The organism is Microbacterium sp. (assembly GCF_052102115.1).
Classification (GTDB): domain Bacteria; phylum Actinomycetota; class Actinomycetes; order Actinomycetales; family Microbacteriaceae; genus Microbacterium.
The window spans coordinates 1-26,202 of record NZ_JBQDVP010000006.1 but is presented as its reverse complement, the minus strand read 5'-3'; the positions used below and the strand labels follow the sequence as shown (position 1 = coordinate 26,202).

Here is a 26,202-nt window from a genome sequence, read left to right as displayed (position 1 = left end):
GCCGTATACCGTCCCGTCCGCACCGTCTGATCGCGGCTCGACATCCCCCCGATAACCGAAGGAAAGCATCCGTGCACCCTCCCCTGTCCTCTGCCCGCCGGAGCCGCAAGCTCCTCGCCCGCTGTTCCGCCTTCGCGGTCGCAGCGGGGCTCACCGCCGGAATGCTGGGCGCTGCCGTCGCGCCCGCCACGGCAGGCGTCACCCCCGCGAGCGCCGTCGATCCCGATCTGGCGTCGCGATTCACGCTGGCTGTCCTGCCGGACACCCAGTTCTATTCGCGGTACTCCGCCGACCAGTTCATGCCCCGCTACGGCACCGACCCGTTCGCGACCCAGACCCAGTGGATAGCTGACAACGCCGAGGCCCTCGACATCCCCTTCACCGTGCACGTCGGCGACGTCGTCGACCGTGCCGGCGTCGAAGCGGAGTGGCAGGCTGCGGACAGCGCAATGCGCAATCTCGAGGATGCGGGGGCGCCGTACTCGATCCTCACCGGCAACCATGACGTCCTGGACAGCAGCGACGATGTGTACGACATCGACTACGACCTGGCCAGCGAGCCGTTCCTCGCCTGGTTCGGCACAGACCGGGCAGCGCAGAGCGAGACCTACGGCGGAAGCGACCCCACAGGGCTGAACCGCTACTACGTCTTCGAGGCCGAGGGACAGGAGTTCATGGTGATCTCGCTCGCCTGGCGCGCCTCCGACGCGACGCTGGACTGGGCCAACCAGGTGATTGCCGAGCATCCGACTCTGCCGGTGATCCTCTCCAGCCATGAGGTGCTGAACGTCGAGGCCGACGCCGAGACCCCCAGAGAGACCGAGTACGGACTGCGTCTGTGGGACCGTCTGATCGCGCCCAACGATCAGATCTTCCTGACCTTCAACGGGCATTTCCACGGTGCATCGCGGCTCACCAAGATCAACGACGCCGGGCACGAGGTCCACGAAGTGCTCATCGACTATCAGATGGCCTATGAGGGCGGAAACGGCCACCTCGGGCTGCTCGAGTTCGATCTCACGAACGGCCGGATCAGCGCGCAGACCGCCTCGCCCTGGGTCGTATCGAAGCCTCAGGAGACGCTGACCAGCTATGACCAGCCCTTCCTGGAGGGCACACACCAGCAGTACACGGTGGACATCGACTTCTCCGAGCGCTTCAGCGGGTTCGCACCGGGCTTCGGTGAGGGTGCGACAGCGGACGAGCCGTCGCTCACACAGACGGCGCGTGAGATTCTGCTCGACGGCTTCGAAGGCCCCGAGCCCATCAGCACCGAGCACCCGGGCGATGAACGCGACTACATCGAGGCCGAGGGGACGGTCGCTCACTGGCGGTTCAACGGTCTGGATGGTGTCGTCGACGCCGATGTCGTCGTTCCGGATGTCGTTGGCGGCAACGATCTGCGCAGAGTCGACCCGGCTCTCACGAATGCCGAGGACGCCGAGTGGTCGGACGTCACGATCGAGAGCACCGACGTCCATGGGTTCTCCGCGGATTCTGCCGCGGTCTGTTTCGACAATGCGTCGGCGAGCCGGTTCAGCTACCTGACGACGTCCGCTGATGCCGCTGTGAACGATGTCGATCTGAACGAGGGGTACACGATCGAGACGTTCATCAAGATGGACGCCGACTGGACCGCGGATCAGAACGGCTGGTCGAAGGCGATCGTGCGCACCGGCAACCGCTCCTGGACCGACATGCCGCCGAGCCAGTGGGACTACACCGCGTCCCCGACGGCACTGGGCATCTCGAACCTGCGCGAGTTCCAGTTCACCAGTCTCTCGGCCGACGCTGCGAAGGGCGATCGTGTGAACTGGTCCGGCGAGATCATGACCGACAGCTGGTCGCATGTCGCCGTCGTGAACGACCCGGCTTCGAGCACGACGACGATGTACGTCGACGGGGCGCCCGTACTGCGCAACGCGACGGACACGGCCGGCATGACCTGGAACGAGGGCATGCCCTGGATCCTCGGCTCGGACTGGAGCGACGACGCCGCCCGCAACGGTTGGCACGGCTGCATCGGCGAGACGCGCATCATCGATCGTGCGACGACTCCGGACGAATGGCTGACCCAGCGCGCCGACATCAGTGCGCTGCAGATCACCGCGTCCCCCGAGGAGACGCTGCCCGCGGGCACCGAGACGGCCACGTTCAGCGGCACGGGTTTCCCCGGCGCGGACATCCGGTTCGCTCCCTCTTCCACACAGGCGGTCGCTGCCGCCGCGGCGCCAGCAGCGGGCACAGTGGAGGCTGACGGCACCTGGACGCTCAGCATGAGCGGACTCACGGCAGGAACCCAGGAGGGCGAAATCGTGCAGGCTCTCGGAGCGCGCACCGGGGCGAGTCTGCCCGTCGCTTTCCGTGTCGCCGAGGACAGCACCCAGCCTCCCGGAGACGGGGACGGGGACGGCGGCGGAAACGGCGACCCGGGTGATGACGCCGACGACGGAGCGCCCGGAGCCGGGAGCGGGGGCGAAGCCTCCAGTCCGGACGGAGATCTGGCGACGACCGGTCTCGATCAGTCCGTGTGGCTGATGCTGGTGGCCATCGCCGGTGCGCTGCTGGTGGGCGGAAGCGCGCTCACCGTGCGCTCGCTGGTGCGCCGCCGCTGAAACCCCGCGGGGTGCGGAAGCCGACGGGTTTCGGCACCCCGCGTTCAGCGTGCGGAGTCGAGGGCGTTGATCGCGTCGATCAGTCGGTACAGCCCGCCGACCTCGCGCTGCCGCAGGTGCAGGGCGAGCCGCGGCAGGTCGACCACATCGTTGTCGGATACTTCGACGGCGTGCGCGTCCACGAGCTCGATACGGCCCTCGGCGATGATCGGGGCGAACTCCTCGTTGAGGCGTTCGACCTCGGCATCCGTCGGGCGATTCTTCAGCCGCAGGACCAGCAGGTCGTCGATCCAGCGCAGCGAGTCGTAGTTGCGCCAGAACCCGGTGACCTCGGCGACCGCCTCTTCTGCCGAATCCGTGACGAGCACGCGGTCGAAGTCGTGCGGCGAGATCACGCCCGCAGGGATGAGGCTCTCGACGACGAATCGCTCGAGCCCCGCCCAGAAGGTGCCGCCGGGCTCGTCGAGCAGCACGATCGGCATCGGCTCGGCTTTGCCGGTCTGCTGCAGGGTGAGCAGCTCGAACATCTCGTCGAGCGTGCCGAAGCCACCGGGCAGACAGATGAATCCGGTCGATTCCTTCACGAGCATGAGCTTGCGGGTGAAGAAGTACTTCATCTCGACGGACTGCGTGTCCTTCGCGACGACCGCGTTCGGCTTCTCTTCGAACGGCAGCCGGATCGAGACGCCGAGCGCCATCTTCTCGCCTGCTCCCTCGGCGGCAGCCTGCATGATTCCCGGACCAGCGCCCGTTACGACCATCCACCCGCGCTGGGCGAGCACCTCGGCGACGGAGCGCGCCTGGTCGTAGAGCGGGTCGTCCTGCTGCGTGCGCGCCGAGCCGAACACCGTCACCTTCGGCACATCGGCATAGGGCTGGAAGAGTCGGAAGGCGTCGCGCATCTCGGCGAGAGCGGCTGAGGCGATCTTCAGATTCAGCCGGCTCGTGTCGTCTTCGCCGAGATGGATGCCGGTGCTCAGGATCTTGCGGATCAGCGAGCGGTTGGCGGTGACGCCGGACTCCGCCACGATCTGATCGATCGCGGCTTTGAGCTCGGCGTGCTGCGCATCCGTCATGATCAGCGCGTCAGCCTCTCGATCGCATCGGCGAGCGAGAGGGCGTCGCGCTCCCCCGTGCGACGGTCCCACAGCTCGACCTGGCCGTCGGCGGCCCCGCGGCCAACGACGAGCACGCGCGGGATGCCGACGAGCTCGGCGTCGCCGAACTTCACGCCGGGTGACACCTTCGGGCGGTCGTCGTAGAGCACGTCGAGACCGGCGGCCTCGAGGTCGGCCGAGGCCTGCTCTGCGACGTCGAAGGCCACCTGGTCGCGACCCGCCGCGACGACGTGCACGTCGAAGGGCGACACGGATGCCGGCCAGATGAGGCCCTTGTCGTCGTTGTTCAGCTCGGCGATGATCGCCAGGATGCGGGTGACACCGATGCCGTACGACCCCATGGTCACCGTGACGAGCTTGCCATTCTCGTTGAGTACCTTGAGTCCAAGCGCTTCGGCGTACTTGCGGCCGAGCTGGAAGACGTGGCCGATCTCCATGCCGCGCGCCAGCGACACCGGGCCCGAGCCGTCGGGCGCGGGGTCGCCGTCGCGGACGTTTGCGATCTCGACGATGCCGTCGGCGGTGAAGTCGCGCCCGGCGATGACCGAGTGCGCGTGCTTCTGGTCGATGTTGGCGCCGGTGATCCACGAGGTGCCCTCGGAAACCCGGGGGTCGACGAGGTAGCGGAGGCCGGTCGCAGACTCCTCACCGAGCACGGCACCGGTCTGTGACCAGGGGCCGATGTACCCCTTGACCAGCAGCGGGTTGGCCGCGAAGTCCTCCGGCGTGGCGGTGGTGACCTCTGCGGGGGCGAAGGCCACCTCTGCGCGCTTGTCGTCGACCTCGCGGTCGCCGGGGATGCCGACGACGACGAGCTCGCGGGTCTCGTCGGGGTGCACGAGCGCCAGCACGACGTTCTTCAGGGTGTCGGCGGGGGTGACCTCACGGTCGAGCACGGCGTTCGAGTGCGCGACGAGGGTCTCGATGGTGGGGGTGTCGGGCGAGTCGAAGACAGTGGCCGCGGGGGCGTCGTCGAAGGGCACGGCATCCGGAACAGCGGTCGTGAACGCCTCGACATTGGCGGCGTAGCCGCCCTCGCTGCGCACGAACGTGTCTTCCCCGACGGTGGTCGGGTGAAGGAACTCCTCGGAGCGCGATCCGCCCATGGCACCGGCATCCGCCTGCACGATCGCGTACTCGAGACCCAGACGCTGGAAGATCCGCTCGTAGGCATACCGCTGGGCCATGTAGCTGTCATCCAGCCCGGCGTCGGACGCATCGAAGGAGTACGCGTCCTTCATCGTGAACTCGCGGCCGCGCAGGAGCCCCGCGCGCGGGCGCGCCTCGTCGCGGTACTTGTCCTGGATCTGGAAGATCGTCAGCGGCAGATCTTTGTACGACGAGTACAGGTCCTTCACGAGCAGAGTGAAAGCCTCTTCGTGCGTCGGTGCGAGCAGGTAGTCGCCGCCCTTGCGGTCCTGCAGGCGGAACAGCAGGTCGCCGTACTCGTCCCAGCGGCCGCTCGCCTCGTAGGGCTCGCGCGGCATGAGGGCCGGGAAGTGGACCTCCTGCGCGCCAGCGGCCCCCATCTCTTCACGGATGATCGTCTCGATCTTCGCCTTCACCTTCAGCCCGAGCGGCAGCCAGGCGAAGATGCCAGCAGCCTGCGGCCGGATGTAGCCCGCGCGGATCAGCAGCTTATGACTGGCAACCTCGGCACCTGCCGGGTCTTCGCGGAGCGTGCGGAGGAAGAATTTCGAGAGACGTGTGACCACGCGTCAAGTCTAGGGACTAGTTGAGCGCGCGCGTCCCCTCGGGAATGACTCCGTCGGCGTACAGGCTCGCAGCGACGTCCTGCACGGCCGTGAGTCCGACGCGCTGGATCATCGGGCCGTAGGAGATGCGGGCGACACCGAGAGCTTCGTACTCCGCGGCCGTGAGCGCCCCGGGCAGGCCGATCACACTGATCTTGCCCCGGCCGATGCCGTCGACGAGCTGCGTGGTGACGTCGGCGTTCAGGATGCCGGGCACGAACACGCAGGTCGCGCCGGCTTCGAGGAACGCACGGCCGCGCTCGATGGCATCCGTGATGCTCTCTTCGATGGGGCGGTCGCCGGCGCGGACGAACGCATCGGTGCGGGCATTGAGGGCGAAGGGCACGCCCTCGGCTTCACCGGCCTTCACGATCGCCTCGACGGCGGCGACGGATTCGGCGAGGGGCTTCAGACGGTCTTCGACGTTCGCACCGACGATGCCGGCGCCGATGGCGAGGCGAGTGGTCTCCCCCGCGTCGCCGTATCCGTCGTCGAGGTCGGCGCTGACGGGAAGGTCGGTGGATGCTGCGATGCGGCCGATCATGTCGATCATGAGCTCGCGTGGGATCTGGCCGTCGGGGTACCCGTAGGTCGCGGCGATGGAGTGACCGGCGGTGGCGAGCGCGGCGGTCTCGGGAAGATCGGCGACGGCCGTGGCCGACACGACGTCCCAGATGTTGACGACGCGCAGGATCTGCGGGGCGTCGTAGAGCGAACGGAGCTTCTGAGCTTTGTCTGCAGCGGTCATATCTCCAAGCTAATGCCTGAGCGAGGTGCAGGACGCGGCCGATGATCATTCGACCGCGGTCACCGCGAAAGCGGGAATCATTCTGACGAATAGAGCGTTCTGCTCAGCATGGACTACGGGTACCCGATTCGGTTCGGAACTTTTCTCACCCCGCTCGCGACAGACCCGCAACGGCCCGTGCAGCTGGCGCAGCTGAGCGAGCGTCTCGGCTACGACCTCGCCACGTTCCAGGACCACCCGTATCAGCCTGCGTTCCTCGATACATGGACGCTGATGTCGTACGCCGCGGCTTCGACGGCGACGATCGAGATCGCGCCGAACGTGCTGAACCTGCCGCTGCGCCCTGCGCCCGTCACTGCCCGAGCCGCTGCATCCCTCGATCTGCTTTCCGGCGGTCGATTCGCGCTCGGGCTCGGCGCCGGCGGGTTCTGGGACGCGATTGAAGCGATGGGGACACAGCGCCTCACCACCGGCCAGGCGGTCGAGGCGGTCGCCGAGGCGATACCGCTGATCCGTGACCTGTGGGACACCGATTCCCGCGCCGTCGTCCGCGGCGGCCAGTACTACCCGGTCGATGGCGCAAAGCGCGGCCCATCACCTGCACACCGCGTGCCGATCTGGATCGGTGCCTTGAAGCCGCGCATGTTGCGGCTCACCGGTCGCCTCGCTGACGGATGGCTGCCCTCGCTCGCATATATGAAGCCGGGCGACCACCCGGCCGGCAACGCGCGCATCGATGACGCGGCGTCCGACAGCGGGCGCAAGCCCGACGAGATCGAGCGGTTGCTGAACATCTCCGGGCGAGAGTCTGCCGACCAGCTCGCAGCACTCGCCATCGAGGATGGTGTCTCGACCTTCATCGTCGCCAGCGATGACCCCCGCTTCCTGCAGGAGTTCGCAGATGAGATCGCGCCTGCGGTGCGCGAGTCGGTCGCCGCCGAACGCGCCCGCTCCGGTACCAGCAAGCCTGGTCGTACTATGGCTGCACTTGCGGCACGCGCCGAGCGCATCGCATACGACGAGCTCCCGGAGTCCCTTCGCGATGCCGCCATCGAACCGGGCGACTTCGACTATCGAAGCGTCCGCTCCACTTATCTCCGCGGCGGCCAGCCAGGGATCGTCCTGCGGCCACGCACACCCGAGGAGGTCGTGGATGCCGTACGTTTCGCGCGCCGACACACCCACCTCCCACTCGGAGTGCGCTCCGGCGGCCACGGCATCAGCGGACGTTCGACGAACGATGGCGGCCTGGTGATCGACCTTCGCGCCCTTTCGGAAATCGAGGTCCTCGACGAGAGCACCCGGCGCGTGCGGATCGGCCCCGGCGCCCGTTGGATGGACGTCGCTCGTGCGCTGGAGCCGTACGGGTGGGCGCTGAGCTCCGGCGACTACGGCGGCGTCGGCGTCGGCGGTCTCGGCACAGCCGGCGGTGTCGGGTTCCTCGGCCGCGAGCACGGTCTCACGATCGATCGACTCGTCGCGGCAGACGTCGTTCTCTCCGACGGCCGGATCGTACGAGCCTCAGCAGAGGAGAACCCCGACCTGTTCTGGGCCCTACGCGGCGCCGGCGGCAACGTCGGCATCGCTGTGGCACTCGAGTTCGAAGCAGCCACCATCGGTGACGTCGGCTGGGTGCAGCTCGCCTTCGATGCCTCCGACACAGCTGATTTCGTACGACGATTTTCGGACACGCTGCGTGGAGCGCGGCGCGATGTCACGCTGTTCGCGATCCTCGCTCCGTCTCGCCGCGGGCAACCCCCGATCGCCCAGGTGTACGGCGTCGTCGACAGCGCTGACCCCGACACGATTGTCGAGCGTCTGCAGCCGTTCGCGCAGCTCGCCCCACTTGTCGGGCAATCCGTGCAACTCGCGTCCTATGCGGACGTTATGGCGAATGCATCGGATGCCGCGCACAGCGGAGAGGGTGAGCCCGCGTTCCGATCCGGTCTCATCGGCGCCATAGATGATGAGGCCGCGGCCACCATCGCGAGAATCGTGCACTCGGGGTCAGCGCCATGGTTCCAGCTCCGGGCCGTCGGCGGCGCGATCGCCGACGTACCGACCGACGCGACCGCATATGCGTTCCGCGACGCTGAGTTCTCGATCGCGGCTATCGGTCACGGTGAGGAATTCGACCAGCTGTGGGGCGAGCTGGAGCAACACTTCGACGGTCTCTATCTGAGCTTCGAATCCCGCACGGATCCGACCCTGTTGGCAAAGGCGTTCCCGCCAGCGACCCTCGCACGACTGCGCGAGGTGAAGCGTCGCTACGATCCTGTTGGTCTCTTCCGCGACAACTTCGCCGTCTGCACGGGGGCGGTTGCCGAAGGACCGGGTGACCAGGGCGGCGACGGCATCGCGGCCTGACGCGGTCGCGCGTCAGAACAGGGAAAGCCACTGCCTGTCTAGGCTGGGGGCATGCCTCAGCGCCGATCTCATGTCGCCCCGTCCGCTGCACAGAGTGAGCTCGCAGAGGCGCTGGCCGCGCTGCGGGTCGCTGCCGAGGCGCCGACCGAGTTCTCTCCGGAAGCGATCGCCGAGGCTTCCTCGGTCTCGCCTCCCGCGCCTGAACTCGATCTGCGGGATGTGCCGTTCGCGACCTTGGATCCGGTCGGCTCGAAGGATCTCGACCAGGCGTTCCATCTCTCCCGCAGCGGCGAGGGGTTCGAGGTGCGCTACGCGATCGCGGATGTTCCGGCGTTCGTGACGCCGGGCGGAGCGCTGGATGCCGAGGCGCGTGAGCGCGGACAGACGCTGTATGCGGCGGACGGGTCGATCCCGTTGCATCCGCGTGAGCTGAGCGAGGGCAGTGCGTCACTGCTGCCGGATGTGGATCGGCCCGCGCTGGTGTGGACATTCGCGCTGTCGTCGTCGGGAGACGTGGATGACTTCCGACTGGAGCGGGCGCTGATCCGCTCGCGCGGGCAGCTCGACTACGAGAGCACGCAGAAGGCGTTGGATGCCGGTGAGGAATCCCCCGCATCCCTGCTGCGCGAGATCGGAGAACTGCGCATCGCGAAGGAGCAGGAACGCGGCGGGGCGAGCCTCAACATGCCCGATGAGGAGGTCGTGCAGCTCGACGACGGCACCTACTCGATCGAGCGCCGCAGTCCCCTGCCGGTCGAGGAATGGAACGCGCAGCTGTCGCTGATGACGGGGATGGCCGCGGCATCCCTCATGGTCGAGGCGAAGGTCGGTGTGCTGCGGACGATGCCGGAGCCGGATGCCGAGGCGTTCGAGACATTCCGTCGCCAGACCGAAGCGCTCGGCCGCCCGTGGACGGACGGTGAGTACGGCGAGTATTTGCGCGGGCTGGACCGCGCCGACCCGCTGACCCTGCCGGTGCTGCAGGCGGCGGCTTCGCTGTTCCGCGGGGCCGGATACGTGACGTTCGACGGATCCGTTCCCGCAGATCTCGAGCAGGCGGCGATCGCGGCGCCGTATGCCCATGCCACCGCTCCCCTGCGACGCCTGGTCGACCGTTGGGCGTTGGCGATCTGCCTCGGCATTTCGGATGGTTCGGGGGTACCGGCGTGGGCGTGCGAGTCGCTCGCCGAACTCCCGGGGCTGATGCAGTCTTCGGGACAGCGCGCGTCGCGACTGAACGCCGACACGATCAATCGCGTCGAAGCTGCGCTGGTGAAGCCACTGGTCGGTTCGACGATCGAAGCGACCGTGATCGAGATCCGCAACGACGGCGAGCGCGCGGGCATTCAGATCGCAGACCCTGCGGTGACGGCATCCGCCCCGGTGCCGGTGGGGACGAAGCCCGGCGAGACGGTGATGCTGAAGGTCGTGCGTGCGGACATCGCGAAGGGTGAGATGGAGTTCGCGGTGTGAGTGCATGGGACCGACTGTCGCGTGAGCAACGGAACTGGGTTCATCAGCGGCTGGGAGACCCGCAATCCGTGCACGACATGTCGTGGAACCTGGTGGAATCGATCGTTCTGCACGTGCAATGCGCAGAGGGTGACGTCGTCGTCAAAGCGGGCGGCACGAGCAATCACCACGTCGACCGCGAGATCGCCGCGCATCCGGAGTACACGCGCTCGCTCGTCGCGGCTGGAAGCGCCGCGCGACTTCGCGCTGCCGATTCGTCGCTGAGAGTGATGATCCTCGACTATCTCCCTGGGCGCCTGGTGGAGGGCACGGAAGCGGAGAAGCAGCCCGAGACCTACACCCTCGCCGGTACGCTGTTGCGCACGCTTCATCGTCAGGAGGCCCGGGAGGATGCCGGATACTGGGCACGCACGAATGGTCGAGCATTGTCATGGCTGGACGGCACGCATCGTGTGGATGCGGATGCCGCGGCAGCGGCTCGGCGCATCCTGCAGTCAGAACCGGCTGCACCGGCCCACGTCGTACCAACTCACGGGGACTGGCAACCGCGCAACTGGCTGATCGACGACGGCATCGTGCGCGTGATCGACTTCGGGCGATTCGCGTTCCGTCCCGCTGCGACGGATCTCACCCGTCTTGCCGCCCAGCAGTGGCGACGGCATCCCGAGTTGGAGGCCGCGTTCTTCGACGGTTACGGCGAGGATCCGCGAGCCGCCGATGATTGGCGGTTCGCACGCCTGCAAGAGGCGGTCGGCACGGCCTGCTGGGCATTCCAGGTCGGCGAGGAGGCGTTCGAAGTGCAGGGGCACCGGATGCTGGACGAGGCGCTCACGGCGTTCTGAGATCGTCGGCGGCGAGGAGGCGGCGCAGCGTGCTGCGGCCGAGCGCGCTCATCGGCGGGTTGGATGCGGCGTAGTACCAGACGAGGCCCATGGCCTGTTGGAGCGCCCACGCCGCACCTCGGTGCCACTCGAGGTCGTCAGCGCCAAGCTCGTCTCGGAAAACGGCGCGGGCGTCGGCATCCAGCAGATGCCACCCCGCGACGAGGTCGAGCGACGGGTCGGTCGGGCCGAAGCCTCCGCCATCGATCACGCCGCTGAGCCGGTCGCCGTCGAGCAGCAGGTTCCCGGGAATCAGGTCTCCGTGAGTCATCGCGAGACCGGTGGCGTCGGGCAGCTCTCGTGCGCGGGCCCACATGTCGCGGAGTTCTTCGACCGGCAGCATCCCCTCGCTCTCATGGAGGCACGTGGCCATCCAGGAGTCGGAGTCTCGGAGGTCGCCGCCGCGACCCTGCCCGCTGAACGGCCGTCCTCGGGTGTCGGCGTGGCGGAGAGACTGCACGAGGCGCGCGAGGTCGTGGGCGAATGCTGTCGAGTGCGAGGCGGCATCCGGAGTCGCGATCTCCCCCGGAACCCACGTCTGAATCGACCAGGGCAGTGGATAGTCCGATCCGGGTTCGCCGATCGCGACGGGAACTGGGGTCGGGACAGGAGATGCCACCACGAGTTCGTTCATCGCCGCCGCTTCGCGGACGAGTGCGGCCCTGACGTGGTCGGGTGCGGCCACGCTCAACGGGAATCGGGCAGCGTGGTGCTCACCGATCCGGAAGATGGCGTTCACTGTTCCGTGCCCGGCGACCCGGCGAACCGGCTCCGCCCGCCACTGCGGGAACTGCTCATCAATCAGGGAGCGCGTGATGTCAGCGTCGATATCGAGCTGGTCATCGTGCATCTTCATGTTTCGACGATAGTTGGGTGGCGGCGGGGTCTGTGCGCGCCAATCGCGTTTTCAGTCTCGGACGGCGGCTATCGCTTCAATCTCTACGAGCTGGTCGTCGTATCCGAGAACGGTGACGCCGAGGAGGGTGCTCGGCACATCGTGCTCGCCGAACGCATCACGTACGACGTCCCAAGCGATGACCAGATCTGATTGTTGCGACGACGCAACCAGAACACGAGTGCTGATGACATCGTTCAAGTCGCCACCGGCCTCGGCCAGAGCGATAGTCATGTTCTCGATGCACTTTGCCGCCTGAGCGGCGAAGTCCCCGACGCCGGCCGTAGAACCGTTTTCGTTCAAAGGGCATGAGCCAGCGAGAAAGATCAACCGTGCCTCCGCCGGAGCCGTTGCGGCGTACGCGTACTCGGCGGCATCGGAGAGCGAAGCCGAGCGGATCAGGGTTACTGCTTTGGACAAGATGTACCTTCCTCGTGGCAGATCGTTGCCTCACCCTCTCACGAGCATCCCAGAGCAGCACGACGATCTCGAGCAATCACCCTGAGGTGTCTAACCCGATGCGCAACTCGCGCTGCGGGTTCTCGTCATCCAAGGGCCACCCGCGAGTACCGATCTCGAGGCCGACTTTGCGTCCTCGTCGCTGATTCCGTGCTTTCGTGCCGAAGGGGAGACAACCACACGTGCGCCCACGCGTGTACAGCATCCCGAATCGCCGCTGAGCGATCCAGCCCCTCGCGATCGGCGCGCGCCATCAGTTCAGCCAGTTCTGCGTCAGAGAACCGCGTCGGCACCACCTGCGACGCCCGCTCGGCCCGCGGCGGACGCCCCCACCGCTTCTGCAGCTCCTCGACGTCGTAGCCAGCCTCGGCTTCATCGGCCCACGCCTGCACCTGCGCGGCGGAGACTTCGCGCCCCTGAATTATCCGCTTTCCCATGAACTCATCAGTAATACGAAATACGAGACGGTTCAAGGCCCGCGCTCCTGCCGAAATCGATCGTTTCTGGCGTGATCGAGCGGCGTGCTCGTCCGAGTCGCCACAATGGCTGCCCGGAACACCGCTCCGCAGACCGAGCTATTCGACGAGGGCGCGCGGGTGCGGGTCGTGGGCGTGATGTGCGTCAGCGGCAAAGGCTCGCTCGTAGATGTCGTACACCGCAGCTGCTTTCAGATCGTTATAGCGGGCACTCCCGTCCCCTGCTGAAGCGGCGGCCTTCGCGGCGTTGTATCGCAGCCGGTCTGTCGGGTTCGTCCTGAGCCAGTCGGCGAAGACCACGTGACGTTGCGGCTCGATAGCACCCGGGCTCCAGACGTGCAGATTGGTGTTGGGTCGAGCGAACGTTAGCTGGCGGTGAGGATCTCCGCTCATCACGTCACGGAAGATGAGACGAAACCCAGCGGCGTCCAACCGACGCATGTAGCTGTGTTCATCTTCCACATCGGGAACGATCAGGTCGACATCGATGACAGGCTTCGCAGCAAGACCGGGAACTGACGTCGATCCGACATGGGAAATCGATAGCGCGAGGTCTCCAATCGACTCCGTGAGCACCCTGCGAGTCCCCTCGAATTGCTCTCCCCAGTCTTCGTCGTGTGCCTGTACGGCACCGGGAGCTGTCTGTCGGGATGCGACTCGCTCGCCCTGGCGGGCGGCATTCGCGCCAGGGTTGAAAGGTCGCCAGAGAGGGTGTGTTTGCATGTCGCAACCATCCCACGAGTAGTGAGCCTGCCGATCCTCGCATCCCGCCGCAAACGATCGTTATCTAGAGTCTGGTCAGACGTGGTCATGACGTCCAGCACGAGACTCAGCGGATCGGAAGTCTTCCTGGTGGACGCGGATATCTTGAGCCGCCCATCAAGCGGCTCGGCTTCGTCACTGTGCCGGGTTCGATGCCCGTAGTTGCCCGAGGGTGTGTTCCAGTTGTTTCCGGAGTTGCTGGTTCTCGGTGGTGAGGTCGCGGACGCGAGCGTTGGCAACTTCGAGGCGGCGTCGTAAGGACGCATCAGTGGAACGTTGCGACGCGGGCAGCGGTGCACCGCCGGCTCCTTGCTGGAGGTCGCGGAGTCGTCGGATCTCGGCGCAGATGTCGGGCTGGGTGTAGAGCCAGGAACGTGAGACTTGCGCTTTCTGCGCGACGATCTGGAAGGTGACCGCCCCGCCTTCGCGGTCGTCGCTTCAGTGCAGTGGTGCCGCACTGAAGGCAGGATCGGGACCGTCCCGTCGCGCAATTCTGGTGGACGGCGCAGCCAGGCGACGAACTCGGCGACGTTCTCCAATCGCGCCTCACGCCAATCCAGGTCTTGGGTCCCGAGGAATTCGAACCAGTCCTTCAGGTCGTGGGCGTAGGCCTTGACCGTGTTCGGTGACCGCTCGATCTGGGTACGGTACGCCAGATACCGCTCAATCGGAGCCACAGGGGCACCGTCCCCGCCCAGCACTGTCCACGACTCCACGGCATCGACCGGCGAGAGCACCCGCTGGACAAACAGGCCACTCACCGGTGCGACCGTACTCATCACTTCTCGGTATCTGCGGTCGGGTGCGTGGACTGCGCTGGGGTTCTTCCCCGATGGAGCAATATCGGGCACACGATGGCGGTCGCGACAAGGACGAGTCCTCCCGTGATTGTGGCGGCACCGAGCCCGTCGACGAAGGCGTGACGGGCAAGGACAGCGAGGTGAGTTGCGGCTTCAGCCGGAAGTTGCTCGGCAACGCTGATGGCTGCGCCGAGGCTCGAGCTGATGACCTCAGTGGCATCCGGAGGGAGGTCGTCGGGTACTCCGTCGAGGACTCGTGAACGGTACAGGGCGGTACCGATCGAGCCCAGAACGGCGATGCCCAGCGCAGCGCCCAGTTCTGCGGCGGTCTCCGACAGGGCAGATGCAGCGCCCGAGCGGTTCGGCGGGGCGGAGCCGACCACGACGTCGGTGGCGAGCGTCATCATCGGGGCGATACCTGCACCGATGAAGGCCGATGAGACGACGGCGACGATCAAGCCATCGTCGACCGGAACCCGGCTGAGCACAAGCATTCCCCCGGCAGCCACGGCCGCGCCTGCCCCGAACACAAGGGGGTAGCCGAAGCGGGGCACGAGCACGGATGCGAGAACCGACATTCCGCCGACGGCGACCATGATCGGCAGCATCGCAAGGGCGGCGAGCAACGGTGACAGTCCTGCAACGAGCTGCAGATACTGTGCGCTGTAGAGCATCACGCCGACAAGTGAGAACATCGCCAGACCCGCCCCCAGGACGGCACCGTTGAAACGAGGGTTGGCGAACAGGCGGACATCGACCAAAGGCGACTGGAGACGCCGCTGCCGGATGAGGAACACGGTGCCAGCCAGTACGCCGACGACCAGTCCGACCACGGCGCCAGGGGTGAGTGCGAGTTCCTCGGCGGCGGTCTTGATCGCCCAGACGACCGGGATGATCGCGGCGAAGGATAGTAGGACGCTGAGCACGTCCAGTCGCGCCGATGTCGGGCTCCGGTACTCGGGAACGAGGCGGGGTGCCAATATCAACAGGAGCACGATCACGGGCACATTGATGAGGAACACCGATCCCCACCAGAAGGCTTCGAGCAGCAGACCGCCGATGATCGGACCCAGCGCGATGCCCCCGGACAGGCTCGCAGTCCAGATGCCGATGGCTCGGGTGCGCTCGGCCGGGTCGGTGAACATGTTGCGTATCAGTGAGAGCGTCGAGGGCATGAGTGTGGCCCCGCCGATTCCCATCAGGGCACGTGCGGCGATAAGCACCTCCGGGGTCGGAGCGAACGCCGCCAGCGTCGAGGCCACGCCGAACACTGCGGCTCCGATCAGGAGCAGCCGACGCCGGCCGATCCGGTCTCCGATGTTGCCCATGACGATGAGCAGGCCGGCCAGCAGGAACCCATAGGCGTCGAGAACCCACAGCGTCTGGCTCGGGCTCGGGGTCAACTCATGCGTGATGGTCGGAATCGCGATGTGCAGGATTGTGATGTCCATCGAGGTCAATATCACGGGCAACGTCAGCACGGCGAGTCCGAGCCACCGCGACCGTGGACCGAGTGAACGAGAAGTTTGGGACGACATAGTTCCTCCTTGGGTACAACGTACGCAAACAACCGTAGCGTACGGTGTACCCATCGCGATACACTGGGTTCCGGAGGTGTCGCTTGAGTCCACGAGTCGGGCCGTCTGGCCCTTTATCCCGCGACCGGATCGTCGCGTCGGCGATCGAACTTGCCGACGAGGACGGTTTGGACGCGGTGACGATGCGGCGCGTTGCCGAACGGCTCGGTGCCGGAGCGATGTCGCTATACCGGCACGTGGCCGACAAGGACGAGCTCATCGGCGCCATGGTCGAGCAGGTCACCGCCGAATACTCGTACCCTGACGCAACCGGCTTGGGCTGGCGGGAATGCATGCACATACTTGCCCGGCAGGACTGGGATTCGTTTCTCGCTCACCCGTGGCTACTGACTGCCAACGCCACCGTCACCCCACCCTTCGGCACCGCCTCGCTGGCCGCCATGGAATGGGCGCTGTCCGCCCTGGAGGAATTGCAGCTGATGCCGGACGCGGCCGCCCGTGCGATCATGACGATGAACAACTACGTCCAGGGCAGCGCACGCGTGGCCCTGGGAGATCGGCAAGCCGACGTGGGAGACGACCCGGGCCGTGCCTGGCAGCACCGACTCCACGATCTGGACCTGGGGGATTTCCCCCACCTGAGCCGACTCATCGCGCATCGGCTTCCCGCCAGCGAACGAGACTGGTTCACAGGAGGGCTGGATGTAATTCTCGACGGTGTCCAGGCACGCCAACCCCCACACCCGAATCAGCGGGGAATCGATGGGTAGCGCGACCAAGCCAATAGCCGGACTTGCCTTGTCATAGACACCGTCCACGACACCCAACCGAAGATCACAGCATGCTTCCAGCATCAGGACTCTAGATAACGATCGATTTCGGTCAGGTGGTCTCGATCGCCACGCGACCGGCTTCGCTCCCCTGTTATAGCTGGACCAGGGCGCCGGTGCGACGGCCCCCTCTGAGATAGTGGAGGGCATGCCCGACGACTCGATACGTCCTCTCCTTGCGGCGTTGGCGAACCCGGCGGCACGCGAAGCATTCGCGCGGGTGGTGCTGGATGCAGCATCCGATGTTCCCTCTCGCCGCGAAGAACGTGCCCTGACTCAGTTGGAGTCTGCAGGACTCATCGTGCGCTCCGGCAAAACCTGGGCCGTCGATGAGGCACGGCTGCGCAGTCTGCTTCAGCAGGGCGTACGCCGTCGCCCGCAGGACGGCCCGGAGCGTTTCTTCACCCCCGACGGACGCATTGACCGGTATCCCACGCAACCTGATGACCGGGACGAGCTCCTGCAGGCGATCGTGTCGCGCGTGATCGATTCGGCCGAGACGCTGAACGAAGCGGAGCTCGGCGCTCGGCTGTCAGCCCTGACTGACGACACTGCACGCTTGCGTCGCGCCCTCGTCGACCATGGCTTCCTCGACCGCGATCCCTCCGGAGCGGCATACCGAGTGGCCACCAACGAGAACGACCGGGCCGTCACATCCACGTGACGATGTTCCGCGGCGATGCGGCTGCTAGGTTGCCCGGATGAAGTGGATTCTCTATGACGTCGGTGGCGTCCTCGAGCTCGTCGATGATCACAGCTGGCCGCAGGACTTGCAAGAGAGCTGGAGTGGGCGCCTCGGTCTGTCCGTCGACGATCTACAGGCTCGTCTGGATGCCGCTGATCTGCCTGACACGACGCTGCAAACAGGCGTCGCAGACGAGTACTGGCGGAAATTCGGCGCCGCACTGCGGATCAGCGACGCGGAAGTCGCGGCCATGCGCGCACAGTTATGGGATGCCTACTGCGGTCAAGCGAACGACGAGCTTCTCGATCATGCACGGTCGCTGAGAGGGCGCGCCGGCCTGGCCATCCTGTCCAATTCCGGCGACGGCGCGCGTGAGGAAGAAGAGCGACGCTTCAGCTTCTCAACGATCTTCGATCCGATCTGCTACAGCCACGAACTGGGAATCGCGAAACCGGATGCTGGCGCCTACCTGACCGCTCTGAAGAGGATGGGAGCGTCCGCCGAGGACGTGCTCTTCATCGATGACAACGTGGGCCCGAAGGCAGGCGCAGAGAAATGCGGCATCCGTGCGGTCCTGCATCGCGACAACGCCGCGACGATCGCAGCGATCGAGCGCTTTCTCGCAGATTGACGCGTCGACTTTCGATCGCCTCTCGTACTTTTATTCGAATGTCGGTGGTCCACGAGAGTATGAGGTATGGCCTTCTTCACCGACATCACCGACGGGATCAGCACGATGCGCGACCTCCTCGGCGACGTCGCGCGGGCGGAGGAATTGCCCTCCAGCATCGGTGCGCTCGACGATGCAGCCGTCGTCACGCTCCTGCAGCAGGCGACAGAACTTGTGCGGGCCGCGGAACAGGTGAGCCTCGTCGCAGCCGGCGTCATCACGCGACGATCGCAGCGCACGGCCGGGCACTCCGGGCTCGCCCAATCACGCGGGCACCGCAACTCTGCATCGTTGATCCAAGACATCACGGGCACGTCGAAGGCGGATGCTGCGCGCCAAAGCCGCGTCGGCGAATCCCTGCTGGCGAGCGAAGAAAACCCGAAGGACGATTCTCAGGGCGACAATTCTCAGGGCGACGATCCCGAAGGCGCAACGCCGCCTACGCGCGCACGCCGCTGGGATGATCCGCTGCGCACGGCACTGTTCCGACGCACGATCACGAACCAGCAGCATGACGCGATCCGACGAGGGCTGGGCGAACCACCGGAGCCCGAAGGCGCGACCGACGCTGTGATCCTCGGGTTCCGCGAAGCCTGGGCACTGGCCGCCGAGCAGCTCGTTTCCGAGAGCTCGCATCGCACACTGGAAGAACTGCGCTCAGCCGCACGAACGATCCGCGATCAACTGGACCCCGATGGCGCGGAAGCGCGCTTCCTCGAACGTCATGCCGCACGATCGTTCCGCCTCTGGACCGACGCCGACGGCGGGTACCATGCCTCGGCAGCGCTGGATGATGACGGCTACCTCTGGTTGAAGACCGTCATGGATGCCGCGCTGCGCCCGCGCCGCGGCGGACCACGGTTCGTGGATGCTGAAGAAAAGGCACGCGGAGCCGCCCTCGTCGGCGACCCGCGAACGAACGAACAGCTCGCCTACGACCTCATCATAGATGTGCTCCGCGCCGGGACCCTGGCCGACGCAGAGACTGTATTCGGTACGAGGCAAGCGGGAGTCCGCCTCGTGCAGCAGGTCGACACGAAGGGCAATGCTTCGCGCACCGCACTCACAGAAGACGGCCTGATCGCCATCCCCGCGTCATTCGCTGGACAGCGCATCTGCGATAGCGGCACCGCAAAGATAACCATCGACACCGACGGCAGCCCGCTCGATGTCGGGCGCGAGCACCGACTCTTCACCGCGAAACAGCGGATGGCGCTGAGCGCTCGAGACGGTGGATGCCGGTGGAAAGGATGCGACAGACCCGCGTCGTACTGCGAAGCGCATCACATCGACATGTACTCAGAGGGCGGGCGCACCGATATCGATCGAGGGATCCTGCTGTGCCGGTTCCACCATATGGAACTCCATCACGGCCAGTGGCGCATCACACGAGAAGGGCAGGATGATTTCGTCCTGCGACATCGTTCGGGAGAGCAGACCGTACTCAAACCGCGCCTTGCCCTGGAGTATGCGTGGTCCGGAATCGATCCCCCGCCGAAGCGTTTCGGGGTGGCGGCGTGACTGCGGTGCCAGCAACCATTTCAGCCCTTCGATACCGCCGCAGTCGTCATGACCAGCGTCTGCGGATCGCGCAACTCCAGCGTGACCGTGATCGACGCGAACTCACCCGCCGAACTCACATGCGTGCCACCACACGGAATCACGGCATCCCCCTCGGGCAGAGCGCATCGCCAGCGGCGGCGGTCGACGATCGTCGGACCGTCCGTCTCGACGCTACTCGCCGCACCCGATGCCACCCACGTCGACAGCTGCGCGTTGCTCCGCGCTTCGCGCTCCGACAGTGTCATCGAGAACATCTCGGTGTCGAACCCTGCGCGACGCAGGCTCTTCCCCAGCCGGTACTCGTCGACGCTGCCGTCCTCATGAATACGGCTCGCCTGATTCGCGCGTCCCTCGAAGTCAGGGGTGCCGAGCGCATCCGCACCCGGGTCCTTCCGCCACAGGTCGGCGACCGCGAGATCCAGCGCCAGCGACGCCAGATGGCACGCCGTGTGCCCACGACTGAGACTCGCGCGCCGAGCGGCGTCGACATCGAGAGAGACCTCAGCCCCACCAGTCAGCCACGACGGCGGCTCAGCGACGTCGAGGCGGTGCCCCACCAGCCACGTCCAGCCCTCGACACCGCGCTTGACCGGAATATCCGTGCCAACGGCGAATTCTCCGTCGTCGCTGACGGCCGCCATGACCGCCTCCACGACGACAGCGGAATCGTCGCCGCGGCGAAGAACTCCGGTATCCCCCGGCTGATCCGGCCAAGTGTGATCCACCGGATGGAAAGGCGTCTCATCCACGACGACGATCGCGCCATCCCGGTCAGACGAGACGAACAGCACCTCGCCGTCCCCGGCCGTGGATCCGTGCGGAAAGGTGACGGTCGTGGCCTGACGAATCACGCGGTGATGACCTGCGCCGTGCCAGGAGCGGCATCCGGCCCCATCTCCGAGGCGATCCGATTCGCCTCCTCGATGAGGGTCTGCACGATATCGGCCTCGGGCACAGTCTTGATGACCTCGCCCTTGACGAAGATCTGGCCCTTGCCGTTGCCCGACGCGACACCGAGGTCGGCCTCGCGAGCCTCACCCGGGCCGTTCACGACGCACCCCATCACGGCGACGCGCAGCGGAACCGTCATGTCCTTCAGCCCCTCGGTCACCGAATCGGCGAGCGAATACACATCCACCTGGGCGCGACCGCAGGACGGGCACGAAACGATCTCGAGCTTGCGCTCTCGCAGATTCAGCGACTGCAGGATCTGATGCCCGACCTTGACCTCTTCCGCTGGCGGAGCCGACAGCGAGACGCGGATCGTGTCGCCGATCCCCTCCGACAGCAGAATGCCGAAAGCGGTGGCCGACTTGATCGTGCCCTGGAACGCCGGGCCCGCCTCGGTGACGCCGAGATGCAGCGGCCAGTCGCCCCGCTCGGCGAGCTGCCGGTACGCCTTGACCATGACCACGGGGTCGTTGTGCTTGACCGAGATCTTGAAGTCGTGGAAGTCATGCTCCTCGAACAGCGACGCCTCCCAGACGGCACTCTCCACGAGCGCCTCGGGCGTGGCCTTGCCGTACTTCTCGAGCAGACGGCGATCCAGCGAGCCGGCGTTCACGCCGATGCGCAGCGAGACACCGGCATCCTTCGCAGCCTTCGCGATCGCGCCGACCTGGTCGTCGAACTTGCGGATATTGCCCGGGTTGACGCGCACCGCACCGCACCCGGCGTCGATCGCCTGGAAGACGTACTTCGGCTGGAAGTGAATGTCTGCGATCACCGGGATCTGACTCTTCTTCGCGATGATGTGCAGCACATCGGCGTCATCCTGCGTCGGCACGGCGACCCGCACGATCTCACAACCCGACGCGGTCAGTTCGGCGATCTGCTGAAGGGTCCCGTTGATGTCGGTCGTCTTGGTCGTGGTCATCGACTGCACGCTGACGGGAGCGTCGCCACCCACCGGCAGCCTTCCGACACGGATCTGACGGGACTTGCGACGGGGGCTCAGGACTTCGGGGACGCGCGGCATCCCAAGATTGACTGCAGGCACACCTCAAGGTTACGCGGCTCTGATCGACGAGGGCTGGAAGCCACCCAGCACTGTGATAGTTTCAGCCCATGCGCACAACCACCTGGTGGCCCGCCTTGTAGGCGGTGCGTTCGCATTTCACGAATCCAGACCGCCTCCGGGGCGGTCTTTTCGTTTGCCCGAGCCGGAGCACTGCACAGGAGACTTCGATGACCGATACCGCAGCTCTGCTCGCCGAACTCATGCAGGATGCCGAGGCATCTTTCGTGCTGATCGCACGCGACGGCACGAACAGTGTCGAACTGCTCACCGGCGACGTCTCAGACGTCGATCTGCTCGCCGACATCCCCCTCACCGTCGACGGCACACCCCGCGAAGTGTTCGCGATGGTGCCGTACCGCCAGGTGCGCGAGCGCGGCTTCGAAGCCGTCAATGACGGCACGCCGCTGCGCTGCCTTCTCGTCGACGAACACCGACACCTGTCCCGCACCGAGACCGTCGCCGCGCTCCCTGCCGACCCGGTGCCGCTGAAGGATGCCGGATTCGACATCAGTGACGATGACTACGCCGAGGTCGTCACCCGGGTCATCTCCGATGAGATCGGCCGCGGCGAGGGCGCGAACTTCGTCATCCGCCGCGACTACACCGCGACCGTGGATGCCGAGGAACGCAGTACAGCGCTCGCCTGGTTCCGTGCGCTGCTCACCCACGAACGCGGTGCGTACTGGACCTTCGCCGTCATCACCCCCGGCCACATCGCCGTCGGGGCGAGCCCGGAGGCCCACGTTGTCGCCCGCGACGGCATCGTCACCATGAACCCGATCTCGGGAACTTTCCGCCACCCCGCCGGAGGAGCGACGAAGGAGACGCTGGTCGGATTCCTCTCGTCCACGAAGGAGACCGAAGAGCTCTTCATGGTCGTCGACGAGGAGCTCAAGATGATGAGCGCCGTCTGCTCCGACGGCGGTCGCATCACCGGGCCGCATCTGAAGCAGATGTCTCGTCTGACCCACACCGAGTACATGCTGCGCGGCCGGAGCCGCCTCGACCCGCGCGACATTCTGCGCGAGACGATGTTCGCCCCGACGGTCACCGGCTCTCCGATGCAGAACGCCTGCGCGGTCATCCGACGCCACGAGACGTCGCCGCGCGGGTACTACTCCGGCGTTGCGGCGCTCTTCACCCCGAACGACGACGGCGGTCACGACGTCGACGCGCCGATCCTCATCCGCACGGTGTACCTCGAGAACGGTCGGTTGCGCGTGCCCGTCGGTGCGACGCTCGTGCGCCACTCCGACCCGTACGGCGAGGTCAGCGAGACGCACGGTAAAGCCGCCGGCGTGCTCGGCGCGATCGGAGCGATCCCGCGCGACGTCGGCCCGACGACCGAGACCGATCCCGATCAGCCGGGCGCAGACGCCGCTCTCGCCGATGACCCCGAGGTCGCCGAGCTGCTCGCCTCACGCAACTCGCGCCTGGCCGAATTCTGGCTCAACCCGCAGCAGGACGGCACCGCCGGCCCGTTCGCCGGGCGCAGTGCGCTCGTCGTCGATGCGGAAGACCGGTTCACCACGATGCTCGCGCACCAGCTGCGCCACCTCGGCCTCGACGCGCGGATCGTCCTGTGGAGCGACGTGCGGGATGCTGACATCGACGCGGCGGAACTGCTCGTCGCCGGCCCCGGCCCCGGCGACCCGCGCGACACGACATCGGAACGCATCGTCCGCATGCGCGAGATCGTCGCGCGGCGCCTCGATCAGGGCACGCCCCTGCTCGCGGTCTGCCTGAGCCACCAGATCCTCGCCGATAGCCTCGGCATCGACCTCGCACCGCTGTCCGCGCCGCATCAGGGTCTGCAGAAGACGGTTCCGGTGTTCGGCGAAGACGCGTCGATCGGTTTCTACAACACGTTCACGGCGCGCGTCGCTCCCGGCACCGAACGCATCGGAGCCGCAGAGATCTCGGCCGACACCGCAACGGGCGACGTCTATGCGCTGCGCGGCGAGCACTTCGCGAGCGTGCAGGGGCATCTCGAGTCGATCCTGTCGCGCGACGGCATCCGCACGCTCGAGCGGCTCATCGGCCACGCCCTGACGTAGCAACTACTGGAACAGGTTCACCGGGTTCACGACGTCGGCGAACATCAGCAGCGCGCCCATCGCAATCAGCACCACGGCCACGACGACGGTCAGCGGCACGAGCCTGGTCGCATCCACCGGCGCGGGCGGCGGACGACCGAAGAGCTTCGCCACAGCCCGCCGGATGCCGTCCCACAACGCCACCACGACGTGACCGCCGTCCAACGGCAACAGCGGGAGCAGGTTGAACACGAACAGGGCGATGTTGAGCGAGCCCAGGAGGCTGAGCAGGAAGACGAACCGGTTCAGGACCGGCGCATCCGTCGCCGCGACCTCGCCCGCGAGACGTCCGACGCCGACGACGCTGAGCGGGCCATCAGGATCGCGATCCGCTCCGGTCACCAGGGATGCACCGACGTCCCACAGCTTCACGGGCAGCTGAACGATGAGCTCGCCCACGAGTGCGACGTTCTGCCCCGTCATCTGGGCGCCTGTGCCGATCGGCTGCGGCACGAATCCCATCTGCGCGCCCATGCCGACGTAGCCGACCTCGGCCACCACCTGCTCACCGTTCTCATCGAGAAGAGGCTGGCCGCCAGCATCCGTCAGGGCGCGCTCCGCAGCGACCGGGGTGATCGAAAGAGGAACTTCTTCTCCCTCACGGGAGACGACCATGTCGAGCGTCTCGCCCGGCGATGCCTGCACGATCTCGGTCGCCTCGGCGAAGTCCGATACCGACGTGCCGTCGATCGAGACGAGCACGTCGCCCGGCAGGATGCCGGCGTCGGCCGCGGGCGATGCCGGGTCACCCGGTTCGCACTCCGTCTGCGTCGTGCCCGCCGGCAGCACGCATTCGTTCACGCTGGCGATCGTCGTGGTGCCCTGCTGCAGGCCGATGCCGGATGCCAGCACGGTGAAGATCAGCATGGCGAGGATCAGGTTCATCAGCGGGCCGCCGAGCATGACGATCACGCGCTTCCACACCGGCAAGCGGTAGAAAACGCGGTCTTCGGCGCCCTCGGCGATCGTCTCGTCGTTGGCGACGCGGGCATCTTGCACGAGCGACGCGAAGACCCCGCGTACGGGTTTGCCATCGGATGCCGGATACATCCCCGACATCGAGATGAAGCCGCCGACAGGCAGAGCCTTGACCCCGTACTCCGTCTCGCCGATCCGCTTGGACCACAGCCGCGGGCCGAAGCCGATCATGTACTGCCCCACGCGCACGCCGAACAGCTTCGCGGGCACGAGATGACCGATCTCGTGCAGCCCGATCGACAGGGCGAGGCCGACCAGCATGAATAGGATGCCGACGACGTAGAGCAGGATTTCCACGAGCCAACGCTACTGCCCGTGAACTAGGAATCCGCCGCATGAGGGCGCAAGCCGCGACTAGGCTGAAAGCGTGACCTCTCGGCAGCTGCGACTCGTGCGCGGGGCCGCTGCATCGTCGATCGCGACGATCATCGCCGCGGTGTCGCACGCGCTGGGCGGTGGTGCGGCACCGCATCCGCTGCTCATCGTGGCGCTCAGCGTCTTCTTCACCCCGATCGCCGCGGTCCTGGTCGGCCGGCGGCTCAGCCTGACGCGGCTCAGTGTGACGGTGCTCCTGTCGCAGAGCATCTTCCACGTGCTGTTCAGTGTGCTGAACGCGACAGTCACCCCGACCATCGCCACCTCGGGGCACCACCACGCGCTCGTCCTCGCGCCGATCGGCGAGTCCGCCGAGGTCATCGCACCGGATGTCGGGATGCTCGGCGCGCACCTTGCCGCAGCCGTCGTCACCGTCGCCATTCTCTGGCGCGGCGAGAACATGCTGCGCTCGATCGCTCGGTGGGTCCGTGCGATCCTCCGCGAGCGGATGCCGCAGCCGCAGCCCGACTGGCCGGTACCGGCATCCATCGCCCGCACGGCGCGCATCGTCGTGACGTTCATGTCCGTCGGAGACGTCTCCCGACGCGGGCCGCCGCTCCTCTCCCGCGCCTGATCCGGGCGCACACGCATCACATTCATCTCGCGGTGTTCCGCGCCTGTCGGGCGCGTTCGCACGCAGAAACAGATCTGCACTTGCATTGGAGAGAACCTTGTTCAGAACTCGCTTCACCCGTCGCGGCGCCGTCGTCGCTGCCCTCGCCGCCGGGCTCGTTCTCGCGGCGCCCGCCGCGGCCCAGGCGCACGTCGGCGTCAGCCCTGACAGCGTCACGCCCGAAGGGTCGGCGGTGCTCACCTTCTCGTTCACCCATGGCTGCGAAGATTCGCCCACCACGGCGCTGCGCGTCACCATGCCCGAGGGCCTGACGTCGGTCTCGCCCACGATCGACGCGACGTGGGACGTCGCCGTCGAGCGCGCGGACAACGGTCTCGTATCGGCCGTGACCTACACAGCTTCGGAGCCGATTCCGCACGACCTGCGCGGGGAGGTGACGATGGCGGTGAGCCTCGGTGAAGACGCACCGGAGTCGCTCGCCTTCCCCGTCGAGCAGCAGTGCGAGACCGGCGTCAACGAGTGGGT

At 66.6% G+C, this 26,202-nt stretch carries 21 protein-coding genes and 2 pseudogenes; 11 read left to right on the top strand and 12 right to left on the bottom strand.

Translation table 11 applies throughout. The annotated features are described in order from the left end of the window. Positions 1 to 71 precede the first annotated feature (71 nt). Positions 72 to 2,615, top strand: coding sequence for a LamG-like jellyroll fold domain-containing protein (locus ACTICP_RS03465; protein WP_441889535.1), 2,544 nt, complete (start codon positions 72 to 74; stop codon positions 2,613 to 2,615). A 44-nt stretch (positions 2,616 to 2,659) separates the two neighbouring features. Here the strand turns inward: ACTICP_RS03465 and ACTICP_RS03460 are convergent, their stop codons facing one another. Genes ACTICP_RS03460 through ACTICP_RS03450 form a run of 3 tightly spaced genes read right to left on the bottom strand, consistent with a single transcriptional unit; the run spans position 2,660 to position 6,235 of the window. Beyond that, positions 2,660 to 3,691 carry a TIGR00730 family Rossman fold protein gene (locus ACTICP_RS03460; RefSeq protein ID WP_441889533.1) on the bottom strand — a complete coding sequence of 344 codons (1,032 nt, stop codon included), beginning with the start codon at positions 3,689 to 3,691 and terminating at the stop codon, positions 2,660 to 2,662. 2 nt (positions 3,692 to 3,693) lie between these two features. Next, complete coding sequence (locus tag ACTICP_RS03455; protein WP_441889531.1) at positions 3,694 to 5,448, bottom strand: proline--tRNA ligase; 1,755 nt, start codon at positions 5,446 to 5,448, stop codon at positions 3,694 to 3,696. Positions 5,449 to 5,464: 16 nt separating this feature from the next. Beyond that, a complete protein-coding gene (locus tag ACTICP_RS03450) occupies positions 5,465 to 6,235 on the bottom strand; it encodes an isocitrate lyase/PEP mutase family protein (protein WP_441889530.1) in 771 nt (256 codons plus the stop codon). 108 nt (positions 6,236 to 6,343) lie between these two features. Between ACTICP_RS03450 and ACTICP_RS03445 the strand changes: the two genes are divergently transcribed. The 3 genes from ACTICP_RS03445 to ACTICP_RS03435 are packed head-to-tail and all read left to right on the top strand — an operon-like array spanning position 6,344 to position 10,917. Beyond that, entirely contained in the window at positions 6,344 to 8,602 is a 2,259-nt protein-coding gene (locus ACTICP_RS03445) for an LLM class flavin-dependent oxidoreductase (RefSeq protein WP_441889528.1), read from the top strand. Positions 8,603 to 8,653: 51 nt separating this feature from the next. Then, on the top strand, positions 8,654 to 10,075 hold the full coding sequence (locus ACTICP_RS03440) for an RNB domain-containing ribonuclease (protein WP_441889526.1): 1,422 nt from the start codon (positions 8,654 to 8,656) through the stop codon (positions 10,073 to 10,075). Beyond that, on the top strand, positions 10,072 to 10,917 hold the full coding sequence (locus ACTICP_RS03435) for a phosphotransferase (protein ID WP_441889524.1): 846 nt from the start codon (positions 10,072 to 10,074) through the stop codon (positions 10,915 to 10,917). The genes ACTICP_RS03440 and ACTICP_RS03435 overlap by 4 nt, the downstream gene beginning before the upstream one ends. Here the strand turns inward: ACTICP_RS03435 and ACTICP_RS03430 are convergent. The 6 genes and pseudogenes from ACTICP_RS03430 to ACTICP_RS03405 all read right to left on the bottom strand — a co-directional run bounded on the left by ACTICP_RS03430 (position 10,904) and on the right by ACTICP_RS03405 (position 15,886). After that, the gene (locus ACTICP_RS03430) at positions 10,904 to 11,812 is read right to left on the bottom strand and encodes an aminoglycoside phosphotransferase family protein (RefSeq protein ID WP_441889522.1); all 909 of its coding nucleotides are present in this window, start codon (positions 11,810 to 11,812) and stop codon (positions 10,904 to 10,906) included. The two genes, ACTICP_RS03435 and ACTICP_RS03430, sit on opposite strands and share 14 nt — an antisense overlap. 51 nt (positions 11,813 to 11,863) lie before the next feature. Next, positions 11,864 to 12,271, bottom strand: coding sequence for a RidA family protein (locus tag ACTICP_RS03425; protein WP_441889520.1), 408 nt, complete (start codon positions 12,269 to 12,271; stop codon positions 11,864 to 11,866). A gap of 614 nt (positions 12,272 to 12,885) precedes the next feature. Further along, the gene (locus tag ACTICP_RS03420) at positions 12,886 to 13,509 is read right to left on the bottom strand and encodes a GrpB family protein (protein WP_441889518.1); all 624 of its coding nucleotides are present in this window, start codon (positions 13,507 to 13,509) and stop codon (positions 12,886 to 12,888) included. A 174-nt stretch (positions 13,510 to 13,683) separates the two neighbouring features. Beyond that, positions 13,684 to 13,962 (bottom strand): annotated as a pseudogene (locus ACTICP_RS03415) (DUF6262 family protein); the annotation flags it as partial. Between the two features lie 95 nt (positions 13,963 to 14,057). Further along, positions 14,058 to 14,327 (bottom strand): annotated as a pseudogene (locus ACTICP_RS03410) (site-specific integrase); the annotation flags it as partial. Further along, a complete protein-coding gene (locus tag ACTICP_RS03405) occupies positions 14,327 to 15,886 on the bottom strand; it encodes an MFS transporter (RefSeq protein ID WP_441889516.1) in 1,560 nt (519 codons plus the stop codon). The gene ACTICP_RS03405 and the pseudogene ACTICP_RS03410, both read right to left, overlap by 1 nt. Positions 15,887 to 15,969: 83 nt before the next feature. On the opposite strand from ACTICP_RS03405, the gene ACTICP_RS03400 reads away from it, so the two are divergent. The 4 genes from ACTICP_RS03400 to ACTICP_RS03385 all read left to right on the top strand — a co-directional run bounded on the left by ACTICP_RS03400 (position 15,970) and on the right by ACTICP_RS03385 (position 19,592). Then, positions 15,970 to 16,656: a TetR/AcrR family transcriptional regulator gene (locus ACTICP_RS03400; protein WP_441889514.1), complete on the top strand. Its 687-nt coding sequence runs from the start codon at positions 15,970 to 15,972 to the stop codon at positions 16,654 to 16,656. A gap of 208 nt (positions 16,657 to 16,864) precedes the next feature. Next, entirely contained in the window at positions 16,865 to 17,380 is a 516-nt protein-coding gene (locus tag ACTICP_RS03395; RefSeq protein WP_441889512.1) for a DUF2087 domain-containing protein, read from the top strand. A gap of 37 nt (positions 17,381 to 17,417) precedes the next feature. Beyond that, complete coding sequence (locus tag ACTICP_RS03390; protein WP_441889510.1) at positions 17,418 to 18,032, top strand: HAD-IA family hydrolase; 615 nt, start codon at positions 17,418 to 17,420, stop codon at positions 18,030 to 18,032. Between the two features lie 66 nt (positions 18,033 to 18,098). After that, entirely contained in the window at positions 18,099 to 19,592 is a 1,494-nt protein-coding gene (locus ACTICP_RS03385) for a DUF222 domain-containing protein (protein ID WP_441889508.1), read from the top strand. A gap of 20 nt (positions 19,593 to 19,612) precedes the next feature. Here the strand turns inward: ACTICP_RS03385 and ACTICP_RS03380 are convergent, their stop codons facing one another. Further along, entirely contained in the window at positions 19,613 to 20,485 is an 873-nt protein-coding gene (locus tag ACTICP_RS03380) for a hypothetical protein (protein ID WP_441889506.1), read from the bottom strand. Next, positions 20,482 to 21,633: a flavodoxin-dependent (E)-4-hydroxy-3-methylbut-2-enyl-diphosphate synthase gene (ispG, locus tag ACTICP_RS03375; protein ID WP_441889504.1), complete on the bottom strand. Its 1,152-nt coding sequence runs from the start codon at positions 21,631 to 21,633 to the stop codon at positions 20,482 to 20,484. The genes ACTICP_RS03380 and ispG overlap by 4 nt, the downstream gene beginning before the upstream one ends. Positions 21,634 to 21,821: 188 nt before the next feature. On the opposite strand from ispG, the gene ACTICP_RS03370 reads away from it, so the two are divergent. Then, positions 21,822 to 23,711 (top strand): anthranilate synthase family protein, encoded by a 1,890-nt coding sequence (locus tag ACTICP_RS03370; protein ID WP_441889502.1) that lies wholly within the window; start codon positions 21,822 to 21,824, stop codon positions 23,709 to 23,711. 3 nt (positions 23,712 to 23,714) lie between these two features. On the opposite strand, the gene ACTICP_RS03365 is transcribed toward ACTICP_RS03370, so the two are convergent. Further along, positions 23,715 to 25,025 carry a M50 family metallopeptidase gene (locus tag ACTICP_RS03365; protein ID WP_441889500.1) on the bottom strand — a complete coding sequence of 437 codons (1,311 nt, stop codon included), beginning with the start codon at positions 25,023 to 25,025 and terminating at the stop codon, positions 23,715 to 23,717. A 70-nt stretch (positions 25,026 to 25,095) separates the two neighbouring features. Between ACTICP_RS03365 and ACTICP_RS03360 the strand changes: the two genes are divergently transcribed. After that, entirely contained in the window at positions 25,096 to 25,677 is a 582-nt protein-coding gene (locus tag ACTICP_RS03360) for a hypothetical protein (RefSeq protein WP_441889498.1), read from the top strand. Positions 25,678 to 25,774: 97 nt separating this feature from the next. After that, positions 25,775 to 26,202, top strand: a 428-nt coding sequence (locus tag ACTICP_RS03355; protein ID WP_441889496.1) for a DUF1775 domain-containing protein, incomplete at its 3' end; no start/stop codon positions are given.